This window comes from Fictibacillus sp. BK138 (assembly GCF_004216955.1).
Lineage (GTDB): Bacteria > Bacillota > Bacilli > Bacillales > Fictibacillaceae > Fictibacillus.
Genome location: NZ_SGXL01000001.1, coordinates 693,322 through 709,532 on the forward strand (window position 1 = coordinate 693,322; position 16,211 = coordinate 709,532).

16 protein-coding genes are annotated in these 16,211 nt (G+C 38.6%); 13 read left to right on the plus strand and 3 right to left on the minus strand.

All coding sequences use genetic code 11. The features are described from left to right. Positions 1-63 precede the first annotated feature (63 nt). Positions 64-810, plus strand: a complete 747-nt coding sequence (gene tatC, locus EV282_RS03295) for a twin-arginine translocase subunit TatC (RefSeq protein ID WP_425590200.1) — start codon at positions 64-66, stop codon at positions 808-810. Between the two features lie 36 nt (positions 811-846). Here the strand turns inward: tatC and EV282_RS03300 are convergent, their stop codons facing one another. Beyond that, positions 847-2,091, minus strand: coding sequence for a helix-turn-helix transcriptional regulator (locus EV282_RS03300; protein WP_130293767.1), 1,245 nt, complete (start codon positions 2,089-2,091; stop codon positions 847-849). Positions 2,092-2,569: 478 nt separating this feature from the next. Continuing rightward, complete coding sequence (locus EV282_RS03305) at positions 2,570-3,547, minus strand: nuclease-related domain-containing protein (RefSeq protein ID WP_130293769.1); 978 nt, start codon at positions 3,545-3,547, stop codon at positions 2,570-2,572. A gap of 422 nt (positions 3,548-3,969) precedes the next feature. On the opposite strand from EV282_RS03305, the gene EV282_RS03310 reads away from it, so the two are divergent. The 8 genes from EV282_RS03310 to EV282_RS03345 all read left to right on the plus strand — a co-directional run bounded on the left by EV282_RS03310 (position 3,970) and on the right by EV282_RS03345 (position 12,007). Further along, on the plus strand, positions 3,970-4,833 hold the full coding sequence (locus EV282_RS03310) for a YitT family protein (RefSeq protein ID WP_130293771.1): 864 nt from the start codon (positions 3,970-3,972) through the stop codon (positions 4,831-4,833). A gap of 470 nt (positions 4,834-5,303) precedes the next feature. Then, the gene (gene ftsE, locus EV282_RS03315; protein WP_077359946.1) at positions 5,304-5,990 is read left to right on the plus strand and encodes a cell division ATP-binding protein FtsE; all 687 of its coding nucleotides are present in this window, start codon (positions 5,304-5,306) and stop codon (positions 5,988-5,990) included. Further along, positions 5,980-6,873: a permease-like cell division protein FtsX gene (ftsX, locus tag EV282_RS03320; protein ID WP_130293773.1), complete on the plus strand. Its 894-nt coding sequence runs from the start codon at positions 5,980-5,982 to the stop codon at positions 6,871-6,873. Before ftsE ends, ftsX begins: the two co-directional genes overlap by 11 nt. 64 nt (positions 6,874-6,937) lie before the next feature. Continuing rightward, positions 6,938-8,152 (plus strand): murein hydrolase activator EnvC family protein, encoded by a 1,215-nt coding sequence (locus EV282_RS03325; protein WP_130293775.1) that lies wholly within the window; start codon positions 6,938-6,940, stop codon positions 8,150-8,152. Between the two features lie 135 nt (positions 8,153-8,287). Next, positions 8,288-9,745, plus strand: a complete 1,458-nt coding sequence (locus EV282_RS03330) for a S41 family peptidase (protein ID WP_130293777.1) — start codon at positions 8,288-8,290, stop codon at positions 9,743-9,745. A 98-nt stretch (positions 9,746-9,843) separates the two neighbouring features. Beyond that, on the plus strand, positions 9,844-10,023 hold the full coding sequence (locus EV282_RS03335; RefSeq protein WP_130293779.1) for a hypothetical protein: 180 nt from the start codon (positions 9,844-9,846) through the stop codon (positions 10,021-10,023). Continuing rightward, positions 10,020-11,219 carry a PDZ domain-containing protein gene (locus tag EV282_RS03340; protein WP_130293781.1) on the plus strand — a complete coding sequence of 400 codons (1,200 nt, stop codon included), beginning with the start codon at positions 10,020-10,022 and terminating at the stop codon, positions 11,217-11,219. The genes EV282_RS03335 and EV282_RS03340 overlap by 4 nt, the downstream gene beginning before the upstream one ends. 317 nt (positions 11,220-11,536) lie before the next feature. Continuing rightward, positions 11,537-12,007: a DinB family protein gene (locus EV282_RS03345; RefSeq protein WP_130293782.1), complete on the plus strand. Its 471-nt coding sequence runs from the start codon at positions 11,537-11,539 to the stop codon at positions 12,005-12,007. Positions 12,008-13,084: 1,077 nt separating this feature from the next. Here EV282_RS03345 and EV282_RS03350 read toward each other — a convergent pair. Continuing rightward, positions 13,085-13,426 (minus strand): hypothetical protein, encoded by a 342-nt coding sequence (locus EV282_RS03350; protein WP_130293784.1) that lies wholly within the window; start codon positions 13,424-13,426, stop codon positions 13,085-13,087. A 510-nt stretch (positions 13,427-13,936) separates the two neighbouring features. Here EV282_RS03350 and EV282_RS20095 point away from each other — a divergent pair. The 4 genes from EV282_RS20095 (at position 13,937) to EV282_RS03365 (ending at position 16,046) form a co-directional block, all read left to right on the plus strand. Then, complete coding sequence (locus EV282_RS20095; protein ID WP_165389341.1) at positions 13,937-14,110, plus strand: hypothetical protein; 174 nt, start codon at positions 13,937-13,939, stop codon at positions 14,108-14,110. Between the two features lie 490 nt (positions 14,111-14,600). Next, positions 14,601-15,170, plus strand: a complete 570-nt coding sequence (locus EV282_RS03355; protein WP_130293786.1) for a hypothetical protein — start codon at positions 14,601-14,603, stop codon at positions 15,168-15,170. A 79-nt stretch (positions 15,171-15,249) separates the two neighbouring features. Then, positions 15,250-15,615, plus strand: coding sequence for a hypothetical protein (locus EV282_RS03360; RefSeq protein ID WP_130293788.1), 366 nt, complete (start codon positions 15,250-15,252; stop codon positions 15,613-15,615). Between the two features lie 134 nt (positions 15,616-15,749). Further along, positions 15,750-16,046: a hypothetical protein gene (locus EV282_RS03365; RefSeq protein WP_130293790.1), complete on the plus strand. Its 297-nt coding sequence runs from the start codon at positions 15,750-15,752 to the stop codon at positions 16,044-16,046. Positions 16,047-16,211: the final 165 nt, after the last annotated feature.

The window sequence follows — 16,211 nt, forward strand, 5'->3', positions numbered from 1 at the left end:
GCAAGCTTGCATCTTTTCTTCATTAAAAAGTGGAAGGAGGCTGAAGCTGTGAAAGCAGAAGAGATGTACTTTGTGGAACATCTGGGTGAACTTCGAAAACGAATCATCATAACACTCGCTATGTTTATGACGGTACTCGCCGTGTCATTTTTCTATGTGGAACCAATCTACAGCTGGTTGATCCGAGATCTGGACCAGCAACTTGCCGTCCTCGGACCAAGTGAAATTCTTTGGGTGTATTTCATGATATCAGGGGTGATTGCTATAGCCCTCACCATACCGGTTGCTGCTCATCAAACATGGATGTTTATTAAGCCGGCATTGGATAAAAAAGAACAAAAGGTGACGCTGTCGTACATTCCCGCGTTGTTTCTATTGTTCTTGCTGGGACTGTCATTCGGCTATTTCGTCGTCTATCCGATGGTGCTGAACTTTTTGCTAGGACTATCAGAAGGAAACTTCCAGACCTTTTTCACATCGGAAAAATACTTCAAGTTCATGCTGAACCTGACACTGCCGTTCGGATTCCTGTTCGAAATCCCGCTCGTAGTGATGTTTCTGACGTCACTCGGAATCATCAATCCTATTATGCTGGCAAAAGCCCGAAAGATTTCCTACTTTGCACTCGTAGTGGTGGCCGTATTAATCACACCGCCAGACATTGTATCAGATTTTCTCGTGGTGATTCCGCTGCTCGTGCTCTATGAGATCAGCATCATGTTATCAAGATGGGTGTACCGGAAGAAGCTTGTTGCTGAACGTTTAGAGGAGCAGGAAGAAAAAGTCGTACAGATGAAAAGACCTTCATAAAGATGAGAAAGGAAGCCTGATGTGGGCTTCCTCTTTTTATACAAAATGGTTGCTGCGTCTGTTTTTTTCCGCAATTAATGCTGCGTATTCATTGGCTCTTTTTGCATTTCCTTTATCCATATGAAAATCAAAAAGCTTTATTTCATAATGTTCGGCAGGAAGCACATAGCCTAACCTTTTTAAATAGGGATACATTTCTGTCTCAAGATAGTCATAATACTGCGCTTCTTGATCTGTGAGCCGGTATTTGTGCAGCTGAAAAAAATGGATGAAGGTTGTGGAATGAATGTCTTTAGCTAGGTTTAACCCTTTTTCGACAAGTGATAAAAGTTCTGTGGTTGATTTTTTCCCTAAAAGTACAGAGGCATTTATGTATCCTTCAAGTGAACCAATATACTCTGGTGAAGAAGGGTCCTTTAGCTTCATCGATTCAAAATAATGCTCACATGCTTTTTCAAAGTCTTCGTGCAGGATGCAGTGATAGCCATAGTTGTGGAGGAGAAGAGCTTTTTGCTTTTCCAAGCCAAAGTTATCACACATCTCAATCAGCTGTTCATACTTTCCGTATTGAGGTCCGCTTGTGGTATCATGTCCCACTTGTATGAGCATCAGCATCTCCGTTTCAATCACGCGCACATAGCAATGAGATTCTTCAAAAAAACGAAGAGCGATGCTCGCATAATAATAGGCAAGTACACGAGAGTTAATGGAATGATAGGCAACGGCCAGGTGATAGAAATACTCTGGATTATGGTAATGAGCATGGTCAATCTTCTTTAATAATTCGATAGCTTCAGAGTAATCATGTTTGCTTTGGAGCCCGTAGATTCCCTTAATATGAAGAATCATATTTTTCTCAAGCGGAGAAGGATTTTGCCATCTGTCCATCTCTTGTATAATCGATAGCGCTTTTGTGTGATCTCCCGTCATCAAATAGAATCTGGCTAACAGAAGCGTGTGCGACCTATAGAAATCAGGAATCTGCAGCAAAGCAATTTCCCCTAGCTGCTGTTTAAGAGTTTCTGCCTTTGGATGAAGCTTCATGATAATGGCTTCTTCCCATTTCTTTAAAAGGGTGTGTAATCCTCTATAGATTTTGATCTCACTCTCTATGTCGATCTCCAGTCTGTCTGCTAAAAATTGTATCGTTTCCTTTGAGACTTCCGTTAAGCCCCGTTCGATTTTACTGACATGCGTACCCGAACAGATGCCGTCCCCAAGCTCCTTTTGCGTCATATCTCTGCGTTCACGATAGAACTTAATGATTTTCCCTTCTAGCATGACTTCATCTGCCCCCCAACATAAACCACTATTATTTTGATATTTCTATTTTACTAAAGAAAACCCCAATTCGGTTTTACGTTTTTTAAGTCAAAATTACTATTTCTATCGTTTATTTAACGGTATCCCCCCTTAAGTTAGCAGTTGAAATAGGCTGTGAGTCCCGACTGAAACCCCAATGGCTTTTAATCATTGTTAGCCGTACAATTATTTTATTAGAAACAAATAGGTACATTCATTTTGTGTCGATTGAAATTAGTTGGAAAAACAGATAGGCAGAAAGTGATTTCGACGGAAAGGCGGATGCAAAGGATATGAAATATGTTCAAAAAAATGAGCTAAAGCATAACTGGCATATGGATGATTCACCAAGTCCAAGATAACAGTATTTCCAAAAATCTTGTTAAAGCATCTTTGACAACCCTTTGATTGAGTAAAATAATTTTAGGCAGCCAATTATGGGCTGTTTTTTCTGAATTCACTCCTCCAATAAAGAATGTAAAAGATAGGTGCGGTCTTTAGTTGTACCTGTAAAAGGAAGGTTGAGTGAGTGGAGGAGATGATAGGATTGGCTTCTTGATGGGAGATTCAGAAATTGCATGCATTCTCTATTTGTTATTGTAGTTGAGATGAATCGTGCATAATCCTTTAACGCACTGATATGGGCATAGTGATTCGTCTCTTTGCAAGTAATACAGAACCAGCTTCTTTTTCTTCTAACAAGCAAAGCATCCTCACAACTAGGACAAAACACTCCCTTAATTAGCTCCTCTTTGTTGATTTTAAACAAATTGCAAAGATCAGGATTGTATGGCTGGTTTAGTTTGTTTATAAGCTTTACGATTTTTTTAAGCTCTTTTTTAGTTAATTTATCTTCATTATATCTTTGTTTGAATTCAACATATTTCTTTTTTAATCCAGCACTTTTAATCACTTTATAAAGAGCGTCAGTATGAGAAGGTGCACTTTCAATGAGTGTATTTGGATTTGTTATCACAACAAGAGTTTCAATTGGAATAAAAGGGATCTTGTATAGCATTAAAATTTCTGATAGGTGATGCGCTTGTCTTTCTACTTGATAAATAGGATCTTCAAAGGATTCTTTAATATCATTAATCCTCCTAATAATTTGCGAATACAGATTATCAAAGTAGATTTGGCCACTCAGATTTTTAATCTCTAGAATAAGAAAGAATTTTTGAGTAAGAATGAGGGTGTCGATCTGAAAATAATAATTTTGATGAAGAATTCTAATATTGTGCAAAAAGATTACTTCGTTTAGAGGTAAGTACCTGTAGAAATATTCTAGTGAAAGCTCACCTTTAAATCCAGCTTTTTGACGAGCTAAATACTCCTCCATTTCTTTTCTTTTAGGATGAGAAGGCAATCTCTTTAAGAAGGCAGATAAATTATCAATTAATAGGGGAGTTTTTCGGTGTTTTTCTACTGGATTCACTTCCTTCTATAATTTAAAATAGTTAACTCTTATCATGGTACTTTCATCGGCTTTATACAAAGGGGCATTTTCTCAATTCTGTTATGCAGATTATGAGAATCGCACGTTATTCAAGATAATCGCACGTTAAAACGATTGAATCACACGTTATTTTCAAGAATCGCACGTTATTTTCCAAATACACGATTTTCGACAATTCACAACAAATTCAACACAGCAAGCAGTACTCATACGACCCAACTGGCCACGCCAGTTCGCACCTATTCAAAATTCCATCCATAAATCAACCACTTCACCTCATCACCGCGGCACTAAGGTCTCATTTACAAGGGCATACTAGGCTTGGTATACTTTTTTCGTTTGAAAGAAATCCGAAATTCCTTATGAAAGTTTGAGGTTTACAGACAGCTATGATGATGGCAATGAGAAAAAGACGCGGTGGAATTCTTCACCCGACAGTTGAACTTATTTTAGAATATATTTATGTTGTAATCGGCTCAGGGCTCGTGGCTCTGGCATTCTCGGTATTCCTGCTCCCGAACGAAATCGCATCGGGCGGAGTTAGCGGCATCTCGACAATCCTTTACGGACTCTTCCAATGGAAGCCTTCTTATGTGCAGTGGAGTCTCAACATACCGCTGTTCATCGCGGGACTTTTCTTCCTCGGAAAAAGATTCGGCGCGAAGACGCTAGTCGGGACACTTGTACTCCCATTCTTTGTTTTTATTTTCGAAGAGTGGGGAGCAGCTACACAAGAACCTCTCTTAGGCGCAATCTTCGGTGGTCTTGGAATTGGTGCCGGGCTTGGTATCGTATTCCGAGGAAAAGCATCAACAGGGGGAGTAGACCTCCTCGCACAGATCATTCACAAATATATCGGGGTCTCACTCGGAACGATTATCCTCTTTATTGACGGGACGATCGTACTCGCATCCGCATTTATCTTTGGAATCGAACAAGCTCTTTACGCCCTGATCGCGATGTTTATCACCGCAAAAACGATCGATGTTGTGCAGATCGGTCTGGGTACGTCCAAAATGGCGCTTATCATTTCTGATCAAGAAGAAGAGCTGCGTCAAGGCATCCTTACTCATATTTACCGCGGCGTTACGAAGATCAATGCATTCGGCGGTTATACGCAGGATGAGCGTCCGATGTTGATGGTCGTTGTTGCGCAATATGAAGTTACGAAATTAAAACAATATGTCAAAAGCGTTGATCCCTCAGCCTTCGTAATCGTTGTAAATTCGAATGAAGTGCTTGGAGAAGGTTTCAAACGCGGATAATAATCCATAATTCCATAAGTCGAATCTTGCCAGCCGTTGACACACACGGCTGGCTTTTGTATGGTTTTGTAGGACTTATGACATAAATCAGCCGTTCTTACTACAAATTCTGTAATATAAGCCGATGTTATGTACCGTATACACAGTACAAAAGTGCCTAATTTGCAAATCGATGGTCGACTTTAACCTCCGAATGTCGAAAAGTTTACTTGCAGGTTTTATGAGAAAATGAAGGATTTCAGCGAATCGTGTCGTATTTTAACCATCACAGCCATGAGAAAACACGACAAAGGTCCCTTGTTGTAGGCAAGATGAAATACAATTGTAATAAAATTGACAGTTCGAGATGTTATAATAGTTATTGCGGAAAAAAACTGACATTTATCGCGTGATTGTCGAAAAGACTTTATTAATAGATTGTTGATTGAATAGGGAAATATTTTTTTGGGGTAGTAAGGAAGTGATTTAGCTTGATAGAAATGATTGATGTTTGGAAAACATACCCGAATGGTGTCATGGCATTAAACGGGATTGACGTCTACATAGAAAAAGGTGAATTTGTTTATGTAGTCGGACCCAGTGGTGCCGGAAAATCTACATTTATAAAATGTATGTACCGTGAAGAAAAGCCGACACAAGGATCTATTATTATAAACGGCACGAACCTTGCGAAGGTAAAAGAAAGACAAATTCCAAAAGTCCGAAGAAAAATGGGCGTTATCTTCCAGGACTTTAAACTTTTACCGCGTTTAACAGTTTACGAAAACGTAGCGTTTGCGCTGGAAGTTATTGAGGAAACTCCTAAAGTGATCAGAGAGCGCGTTATGGAAGTTCTTGACCTTGTTAAGCTGAAAAATAAAGCCCGCATGTTCCCGGATGAGTTATCCGGTGGAGAACAGCAGCGTGTATCGATCGCGCGTTCTATCGTGAACCGGCCGCCAGTTGTCATTGCGGACGAGCCTACGGGGAACTTGGATCCAGAAACCGCGTGGGAAATCATGGACATCTTTAAAGAGATTAATGACCGTGGCACGACAGTAGTCATGGCCACTCACAATAAAGAAATCGTTAATACAATCACAAAGCGCGTAATTGCCATCGAAGGCGGCCGAATTGTACGTGATGAGGCGAAGGGGGATTACGGCTATGAAGATTAGAACAATAAAACGTCACTTAGTAGAAGCATTCAAGAGCATGGGACGAAACGGCTGGATGTCTTTCGCTTCGATCTCTGCAGTAACTGTAACATTACTGTTGGTAAGTGTTTTCCTGGCGATTCTATTGAACATCAACCATATCGCCAGTCAAATAGAAGATGATGTACAAATCAGAGCTTATATTGAAAGAACAGAGAAATCCGAGAATTATGATGCTTATCAAAAACAGCTAGAGAATCTTGATAAGGTAAAATCCGTTAAGTATCAGTCGAAAGAAGAAGGGCTAGATGAATTGATTGAAAGTCTTGGAGATGAAGGAGAAGCCTTTTCTTCATTAAAAGACGAGAACCCGCTTCGTGATGCTTTTATCATCTATACGGAAGAACCGCAGGATACGGCTGCGGTAGCTAAAGAAGTAGACAAACTTAAATTCGTAAATAAAGTAGAGTATGGACAAGGGACAGTTGAAAAGCTCTTTAAAGTTACAGATGCTGCCCGAAACGTTGGAATCGTGCTCGTTCTGGGACTTGTATTCACAGCGATGTTCTTGATCTCAAATACTATAAAATTAACCATTGTAACGCGTCGACGTGAGATTGAAATCATGAAACTCGTTGGTGCGACAAATGGATTTATCCGCTGGCCGTTCTTTATTGAAGGATTTGCATTAGGTGTTATGGGGGCTATTCTTCCAATAATCGTAATTGCAGTAGGATATCAAGCGATATTTGACATTGTTAATCAGAAGCTTGGGACAGTCTTTATCGAGCTGCTTCCAGTAACACCGCTTATTCCTCAGTTATCAATATTGATGCTGCTGATTGGCGGAGTTATCGGAGTATGGGGAAGCTTGACGTCTGTTCGTAAGTTCTTAAAGATTTAATAGATCGCAGAAGTAAAGATTCAAGAAAACGAAACAAATTAATAGGGGTTAGGGAGGAAAACGAATGAAAAGCAAAGTGGTTGGTACAGTGCTGTCTTTAAGTTTGGCACTGAGCGCTTTTACTGTGTATCACTCTGAATCCGTCGTTCACGCGGAATCTTTATCAAGCATCAAGAAAAAACAACAAGAGAATGCAAAGAAAGCAAAGGATTCAAAATCTAAGCTTGAGGCTAACAAGGAAAGCCAAGCTTCATTAGAAACTGAAATTACAAGAATTGATAAATTATCATCTGATACAGATGCGAAGATCGAAAAAAAGCAAGCAGATATTAAACAAACAAAAACGGAGATCGCAACATTAAAAGAAGAAATCGCTGTTGTTCAAAAAAGAATCGACAAGCGTGACAAGCTTTTAAAAGAGCGTGTTAACTCCATGTACGAATCTGGTGGAGCTGTTTCTTACCTGGAAGTCGTATTAGGTTCTAAAGATTTCGGTGATTTTCTTGACCGTGTTCTAGCATTAAACATGATCGCAGAACAAGACCGTGAACTTTTAGAAGAGCAAAAGAAAGATAAAGAGCTTCTAGAAGACAAGATGGCATCTGTTGAGACAAAGCTTAGCAATCTTCAAAAAGCAATGAAAGACTTGCAAGTGTTAAAAGAGCAGCTTAAAGCTCAAATGGCTGAAAAAGACCGTCTGATGGCTTCTCTTCAAAAAGAGCAAGGACACCTGGAAGCTGAAATGCATAAGATCGAAAACGAAGCGGAAATCTTAAAGTCTCAAGAAGAAGCCTTTAAGAGAGAACAAGAACGTGCTAGACAGCAAGAAGCAGCAAGACGTTCTAGCGGCGGAGGATCTTCCTCTTCAGCGCCTGTTATCGGTAACGGCATGATCATCAAGCCTGCAGCTGGTGCGATCACGTCTCCATTTGGCAACCGAAGCAGCGGAATGCATGAAGGAATCGATATCGCTCAAGGCGGAACAGTTCCAATCTATGCAGCAGCTGATGGTACGGTAATCAGAGCGGAATATTCATCTTCATACGGTAATGTTGTTTATATTTCTCACTCGATTGCAGGTCAGCAGTGGACGACCGTTTATGCGCATATGTCCGGAACGCCTTTAGTTTCAACTGGCCAATCGGTTTCAAAAGGCACGAAGCTTGGAAACATGGGTAACACAGGACGTTCTCATGGTCAGCATCTGCACTTTGAACTTCACAAAGGACCTTGGAATGCAGGAAAAACTAATGCTGTAAATCCTGCGGCATATTGGTAAAATAAACTCATAAAGTAAACAAGCTATTCATATAGTGAAGTAGGAGACAGGCTTCTTTCGTCGAATCTCTTACAATGGAAGGCATCGCACTTTGCAGGGTGTGATGCCTTTTCCTGCAAAAATGAGGTGAGCAGAATGAACGTAAATAAAAAGATGTTGGCCCTGCTGATTGTTGTTTCCTTGCTTGTTGGTGCTGGTGGAATGTATGGTTCAATGGCGCTGTTCGGGAACGACTCGAAATTTGTTCAAAACGACACGGTAAGCGATCTGCCGAAAACGAAAACAAAGGTAAACAGCGATGAAGAATTCGCGAAGCTTCAAAAGACGTACGAGATCATTTCTTCTCGTTATGTAGAAGATGTGGATCGTGAAAAATTGCTTGAAGGTGCTATTCAAGGAATGGTAAAAACATTGAAAGACCCTTATTCCGTTTATATGGATGAGGAAACCGCAAGCCAGTTCACGCAGTCATTGGATTCTTCTTTTGAAGGAATCGGCGCTGAAGTAAGTATGGTGGACGGCAAAGTAACGATCGTTGCACCGTTTAAAGACTCACCTGCCGAGAAGGCGGGCTTAAAGCCGAACGATCAGATCGTTACGATCGACGGTAAAAGTGTTGAAGGATTAGATCTTTATAAAGCCGTATTAAAGATCCGCGGTGAAAAAGGCTCTGTTGTTACTTTAGGTGTTAAGCGCAGCGGTGTGAACGACGTTATGCCGATCAAAGTAACACGTGACGAGATTCCGATCGAGACCGTTTATTCGGATATCGAAAAAGTAAACGGCAAAAATATTGGCGTCATCGAAATCACATCTTTCTCTGAAAAAACGGGTTCAGACTTTAAGAAACAGCTTACTGAACTTGAAGAGAAAGAGATCGACGGACTTGTGATTGATGTCCGCGGTAATCCAGGTGGATACCTTGAGGCGGTAGACAGCATTCTACGCCAAATCATTCCAGAAAATAAGCCGTTTGTTCAGATTGAAGACAGAAAAGGAAACAAAGAGCGTTATGTTTCCACACTAAAAGAAAAGAAAGATTACCCGATCGTAGGTTTGATCGATAAAGGAAGTGCTTCAGCATCTGAGATTCTAGCTGCTGCCCTTCAAGAAGCTGGCAGTTACGATCTAGTCGGCGAGAAATCGTTTGGCAAAGGAACGGTTCAGCAGTCCATCGATTTAGGCGATGGCTCAAATATTAAGCTGACACTCTTTAAATGGCTGACACCTGACGGAAACTGGATTCATAAAAAAGGCGTGAAGCCAACGTATGAGGTGAAACAGCCTGAATACTTCTACACGAATCCGATCTCGATCGAAAAGCCGCTTGTGTATGACATGAATAACGAACAAGTTAAAAATGCGCAAGTGATGCTTAACGGATTAGGTTTCCAAACCGGACGTGAAGACGGGTATTTTGACGAGAAGACCCAGGCTGCTGTAACAGCGTTCCAGCGCGCGAACAGCTTATCAGCTACAGGGAAAATTGATCAAAAAACAGCAGGTAAGATGGAAGCGAAAGTAATCGATTCGATCCGCAACGAGAAAAACGATGTTCAGCGTAAAACAGCCATCGAATTACTTGCAAAATAAGGCATTATGGCAGGAAAAAACAACCGAAACACGAATACTATCCGTAGAGGAAATATTCTCTGCGGATTTTTTTTGTATAAGAAAAAGGGGTAACGCTGATGGGATCACTTAATGTTGGAGACATTCTGTTTCAGCTCATGGCTTTCCTAGTTCTGCTCGCTATCATAAGCGGAATCGGGATGCTGATCAAACGAGCTGTATCAAGTGATAGACGACTTAAAAGAATTGAAGAAAAAGTGGATAGACTGCAAGAAGAGAAGAGGAGAGAACGCCCATGACAGACACCTTTGTGAACGAACTGATAGAAGGCATCGGGCTGCTGTTTTTACACCCGCTTTTTTATGGCTTTATATTCGTAGCATTCTTGATCGGACTAAAACGAGTGAAACGGGAACGAAAAGAATTTAAAGTAAAAGTTCATCCCGTGATTGATAACCTAATATTTTCACTGCTGCCTGGTATTTTAATTGGACTTATAGGATCGGTTATTTTTATTGCAGCTGGCGTGACTTTGCCGATTGGAATGATCGTATTAATCGGATTGATGTATGTCATCCTTGTAATGACAATGAAAACGCGCTTTATGGCACCAGCGTATGCGGTAAGCTTAGCTGCGATTGCAGGCCTTTTGCTGCCTAAACTAAATACCGGAATGGCGGTCGTGGATAGATGGATTGAAGATATTCAAAATACACCGCTTGATTCATTAGCTGTCATCCTAGGCGTGCTTCTGATTCAGGAAGGGATCTTGATCTTATGGAAAGGTGCAGACCGCACTTCGCCACGTCTGTTTAAAGGAAAAAGAGGTCATTATGTAGGAGCACATGAAGCAACGCGATTCTGGATCGTTCCTCAGTTTCTCGTTCTACCGGTTGGTTCAATCCCGGTATTAGACTGGTGGCCGTTGTTTCCGATGGGAGCAGTCGGGTTCTCGTTTTTCTTAGTACCGTTTGCAATCGGCTATCGCCAGCTTGTTACACACACGCTCCCTGTTGAAGCGATTAAACATCTTGGAAAACAAGTTACGATTTTAGGTTTGCTTGTTCTAGCTATTGCAGCTGCTGGTCATTTTTATAACCTGCCGCTATTGATTGCCATCGCGATCGCTGCAGGTCTTGCCGGACGTGAACTCATTACGCTCATTACCAGTCAGCGCGATGACACAAGACCATCTCTCTTTGTTCAGAGGGATAAAGGGGTTATCATACTTGCTGTCGTACCTGGAACTCCTGCTGCTAAAATGGGATTAAAGGTCGGAGAAATTATTGTAAAAGTAAACGGTGTGACACTGACACATGAAACAAGCCTGTACAAAGCACTGCAAATTAACGCAGCCTACTGTAAACTCGAAGTACTTGATCTAAACGGAGAGATTCGATTCGTTCAAGGCTCCCTTTATCAAAATGAACATCACCAGTTGGGTGTCCTTCTTGTTCATGATGTAGTGGAACGAAATGTGGCAGTAGGTAACTAACTGTAATTTTTCATTATTAACAGGAATCTGGTTAAAATTTATAAGAATGATTTTTAGTAATTTTTCTGAATGAATTACATTAGATTGATTTTGAATAATTTTTAACTAAAATTATGAGAGTTTGCCAATAGGTGAACTCTTTTTTTAGTTATTCAACAAACGGGCCAGATTGTGGAGTAACTCTTATTTTGCGTAGTAGACTTAAAATGCGACATAATTATATCTGAGAAATAAGTTAACTAAATGTTTCTTTTTTTCATTGAAACGAACATTCGTTCGTGTATAATTAAGATATTCTAATAAAAGGAGGAAATTTATTGAATTCTATTGATTTAATTATTTTAAACTTTAATGAAATTAGGAGAAGAAGCATTAAAGTTTGGAGATCTATTCCTGATGAGAAACTCCATTGGAAGCCGGATGGAGAAGCAATGAATTGCCTAGAAATGATTAGACACGTACTAGAAAGTGAACATTACTATCACTTAGCAATAAAAAATAGAGGGAGTTTGTCCGTTTTCAATTCTCCTTTCGAAAATCGTCCATTTACCTCAGTAAATGACGAATTGGAATATGCTAAACCTTATAGAAAAGCGTTCATAGATACAATCAAGTCATTTTCTGAAGTAGACTTAGAAAATTTAAAGATTGACCGCTCTGATTCGGGTTACATAAGAGATTTAGGCGACATGTTATTACGTGTAGGTTATCATGAATCTATTCATACGGGTCAGTTATTGGATTATTTAAGAACAGCAGGTGTTCCAAGAATCAGTATCTGGGATTAATCCAATCCAATGGTGGTGCGACTACAATAGTGATGCACCTTTTTTATTTCACAGATTAGTTTTGAATCACCTTTCATGTTTGCCTCATTTCTTGTTTTGAATCCCCATTCTTGATAGGCCATCTAGTAATACCTATGTCTACTTTGGTTGCAATTTGTTTCTGATCCACATCTATCCTGGCTACATTAAAACTTCCTTAAAATAGCTTCAATATTTACTAAGATGTCGTTTGTATCTGCTCTTACTCAGTTTTCATAATCAGCAATCAGTGTTAGTGTCTCTCTTGTTCAACTATCGGGTCCTTTTATTGAATACGGCAGCTCTCTTTCCCGATGATACTGGAGTGAATGAGATGGTGATTCGGCCGACGCTGCAATCCGTATAATCTATAAAAAACGCTACTAAATCTACCTTTTATTAGAAACGGGTGCTTTCTGAAGTATCTATTCAGTTTTGATTTTCCAGGACGACTACAACAAACGTGCTCTTTATTTGAAGTATCTTAGAATTCAGATGTTAAAATTCTAGTTTAAATGTCGTTAAAATAATCATTGAGTCTTAGACATAATTTTATTTTTCTTACATAAAATTAGATGTAAGAGTATCCTTATGGATTGCCAAGCTCCTGATCCAACCTCCAGGCTTTAATAGCCGGAGGCTTTTTTATTTCATTAAAAGGTAGGATTGTTAAAGAATTGATATAAAAATAGAACAGATGCGGGAATTATAATTGGAGACGTATTGAATGGATATTGTCAATTAATAGGTACATCTTTTTTTGTCACCTCCACCAATTTCGACTGCACAACTTGTCCTTTTCTCCATATAATGAAAAAACCGAAATCGAATTTGGGTAATTTCAGGGGATGAACTTATCATGAGTTGCAGAAAGTGTAAACATGGATGTGAATCTTCTTCATCTTCCTCTTCTTTTAGTTCTTTCATTTTCAAATATCGAAATCGGTTCCTTCTAAATTAAAATGGATGTAAGTTTTTAGACTCCTCATTTATTACAGTCACATCCTTGTCTAAAAAAAGGAAAAAACCAATTTTAAATTGGCTTTTTAGACGGAAAAATCACCACCAAAAACGTCTGAAGCGTCTAAAACGGAAGAATGGAAAGCCGAAAAGTCCAAATCCTGGGAAGAATGGCCTCACAAAGAATGGAAATCCAAATCCTCCAAAACCACCAAATACGCGCTCGGATTGATCTGACATAGGCATAATCATATACATATTGTCGTTATCATAGCTGTGTATCTTACCTTGATACACATTTCCATCAGCCATTTCCACCTCACAATAACGCCCTACATTTTCTTTACACATTTTCATGTGGTGTTGCATGGTGTCTGCCATATGATAATCTTTATTAGACATATGGTAACCAGCATTCATATTATCTTTATCGTAATACAAAAGATTGCCTCCTAAATGATATTCAATATCATCATATTCTCTGAAGGACTGGTTGTTACAAAAAACATGCAAGATAATTTACGTAAGGGTGAGAACAAACGCTTCTCAGCACCTATCCTTATAAACAAACAAAATAACTCGGGCTTTTTTTGGAATTCTATAATAGGTTATTTATGTGATTAAACCTTTCTATCTCACCAATCTCTGAAATGATTGTTACCGGCAATCTTCCTCCAATACCAGATTCTTCGAGCCGGTCTTTATTCCACAAAATTCTGGCTAACCGTATAATACGAAAGGTGCTTTGATTGAAGAACCAAAGAGTTGATAATCCAGTTCTATTTTATTCAGTATTGCAACAGCACTCAGCATTATTGGGTGCTGTTATTCGATATGTACAAGCACTTTCTAATTTATTTCATAAAATATTTTAATCGAAGGTTTACCTTCGAGAACAAAAGGGGGGGTTAGTTATGAGTTGGAAGGAAAGTTCTTCGAGTAACCATTCATGTGATTGTCATAAGAAAGATAGTCGTAAACATCATGATTGTGGCTGTCACAAAAAAGACGATCATAAACATCACAAGTGTGACTGCCACGAAAAAAGAAATAAGTGTGACAAAAGTAGTTGGAATAAACATCGAAATGATAACGAATGGCGAAGACGTTGTAGAAACAGGTTAGAAAGAGTTCAAGTGGTTTCAGAAGCTAGAAACAGTGGTTCAGGCAATAGTTCAGACAATGGGGCTGGACATGGACTTGGAGATTGCAGTCATAAAAAGAGAAAGAAAAGATGATTTGTTCGTATAAACAAACAAACACCTAAGAAATTTTAACAAAAAGGTACCTGATTGGGTACCTTTTTTTCATTTCAAGGATGGGGGGGCTGGGTCACGCATTTCCCTCACCTTGGGGAGGTCGTTCAAGTATGGGCACTTGGGGCAATTAATTTAAAATTATAAAGCTTTAAAAAGGAAAAATCAGAACTTGCCTTATTCCATAATCAGGTGCTTGTAATAGGTAAGTGTCTTTTTTATTGAAAAAAAAGATTGAGTTAACTAATAGATTTTAAAATAATTGGTATTAAGCAATCGAGCAGTATTGTGGAAGAAGGAATTTGTACCTATTGGTAGAATTATACAATTTAATGAATTTGTTAATTTGGGGGATAAAAATGAAAAAGACTTTCATTTTTGTAATTGTTTGTAGCATTTCCTTGGTTACAGCCTGCACAAATACCAAAGAGACCACTATTCAACTTAAAGAAGATAAAGATAAATTAACAGCAAGTTTAAATGAAAGTGAAAAGAACCAAGAGAAACTAAATCAGACAATTATGGAACTGAGAAAACAAATTGAGGTCAACGAAAAAGAAAAAGAATTATTCTCCCATGTAAGTAATTTATCTAGGGAATTCGTTAATGCTCATACTTCAGGCAATAAAGAAAAATTAAAATCAATGATCTCAGGGGACCTTATTCTTGAAGAAAAGGATAATAAACTATACATTAACAATCACGCTAACGATCAATGGCTATTATTTCCTTATGACGGTCAGCAATTAGATGATTGGTTAATACAAGGTTTTGAATTTCACAATGAAAGTAATACTTACAGAGTGCATTTAAGAGAATTTTTCAAGAATGTAGACGGAGAGTCGGAAAGTCCTCCAAGATTTCTTAATTTAACATTTAAATTCCACAATAATGAATGGAAAGTAGTTAACGTGAGTTTTGATGTATAGTAGAAGCTTACTTATTTAGCGAACGTGCGATTTTAGAAGAAGCTTTAGAGAATTTTGCTTTACTAAATGGAGGTGGGGAATGAACAAGCTGGTAATTTTGGTTAGTATTTTAGGATTATCTTTAATCGGATGTAACATATCAGATGAATCCGAACAGACACCCTCTCATCCTTTGTTCTCGGAAGATGAAAATTTTTATTCACTTCTCGTGGTTAATGAGGCAGGTAGATATGATCTTGGTCAAGAATGGCAAGAAAAAAATGATATTAATAATGTTAAAACAATCCATGGCAGAAGCTCATTAGATGATACCAATAATAGTTATAAATTTCTTGAATTAGAAAAATCCCCTGCATTTGTACTATTTGATACTGACGATATTGTGTTCAAAACCTACAACGAAAACGAGTTAATAAAGTTTCTAAAAACTCATGAACCTAAGTGATTCTTTATTCTGCAATCGGGTGCATTTCTTCCAAGAAGGAGATGTGCTCTTTTTTAAGAACTTATAAAGCAAACGTTAGCAGGATTGTTGAACAATATATTTTATGTTATTTAAATCTAATGGTGGTGTTTAATATGGACATAACAATAAATAATTTAATAATAAGTTGCCATCGCTCCCTTTTAGGTGCTATTCCTCATAATTTAAGAGGACTAACAGTAATGTTTGAAAACGAAACTCTGCATTGGATAGGTTATTTTGATGGGGAACCATCAGAGGAAGAAAAGAGATTGTTAACCTTAGCCTGTACGGAGGTAATAGCTGACTTTCCAATAATTAAAGGAGTTAATGAGGAATATTTGAATCATTCATACCCTTTAAAAATGGATATGTTAGAATTTTGGGCTTTTTTACGATGGGAAAAAGGCTAATCTTTGTTCAGTAATCAGGTGCATAAAAATAAATAGTTTCTTGATAGGTCAGATTTAATATTCACCTTATCTTTGGAGGGTTATAATTGAGTGATATTAACACTTTGGTTACTTTATTAATTGTTTTATTGTGTTTATGTACCTTTTTTAAGCTACTTAGTTTGG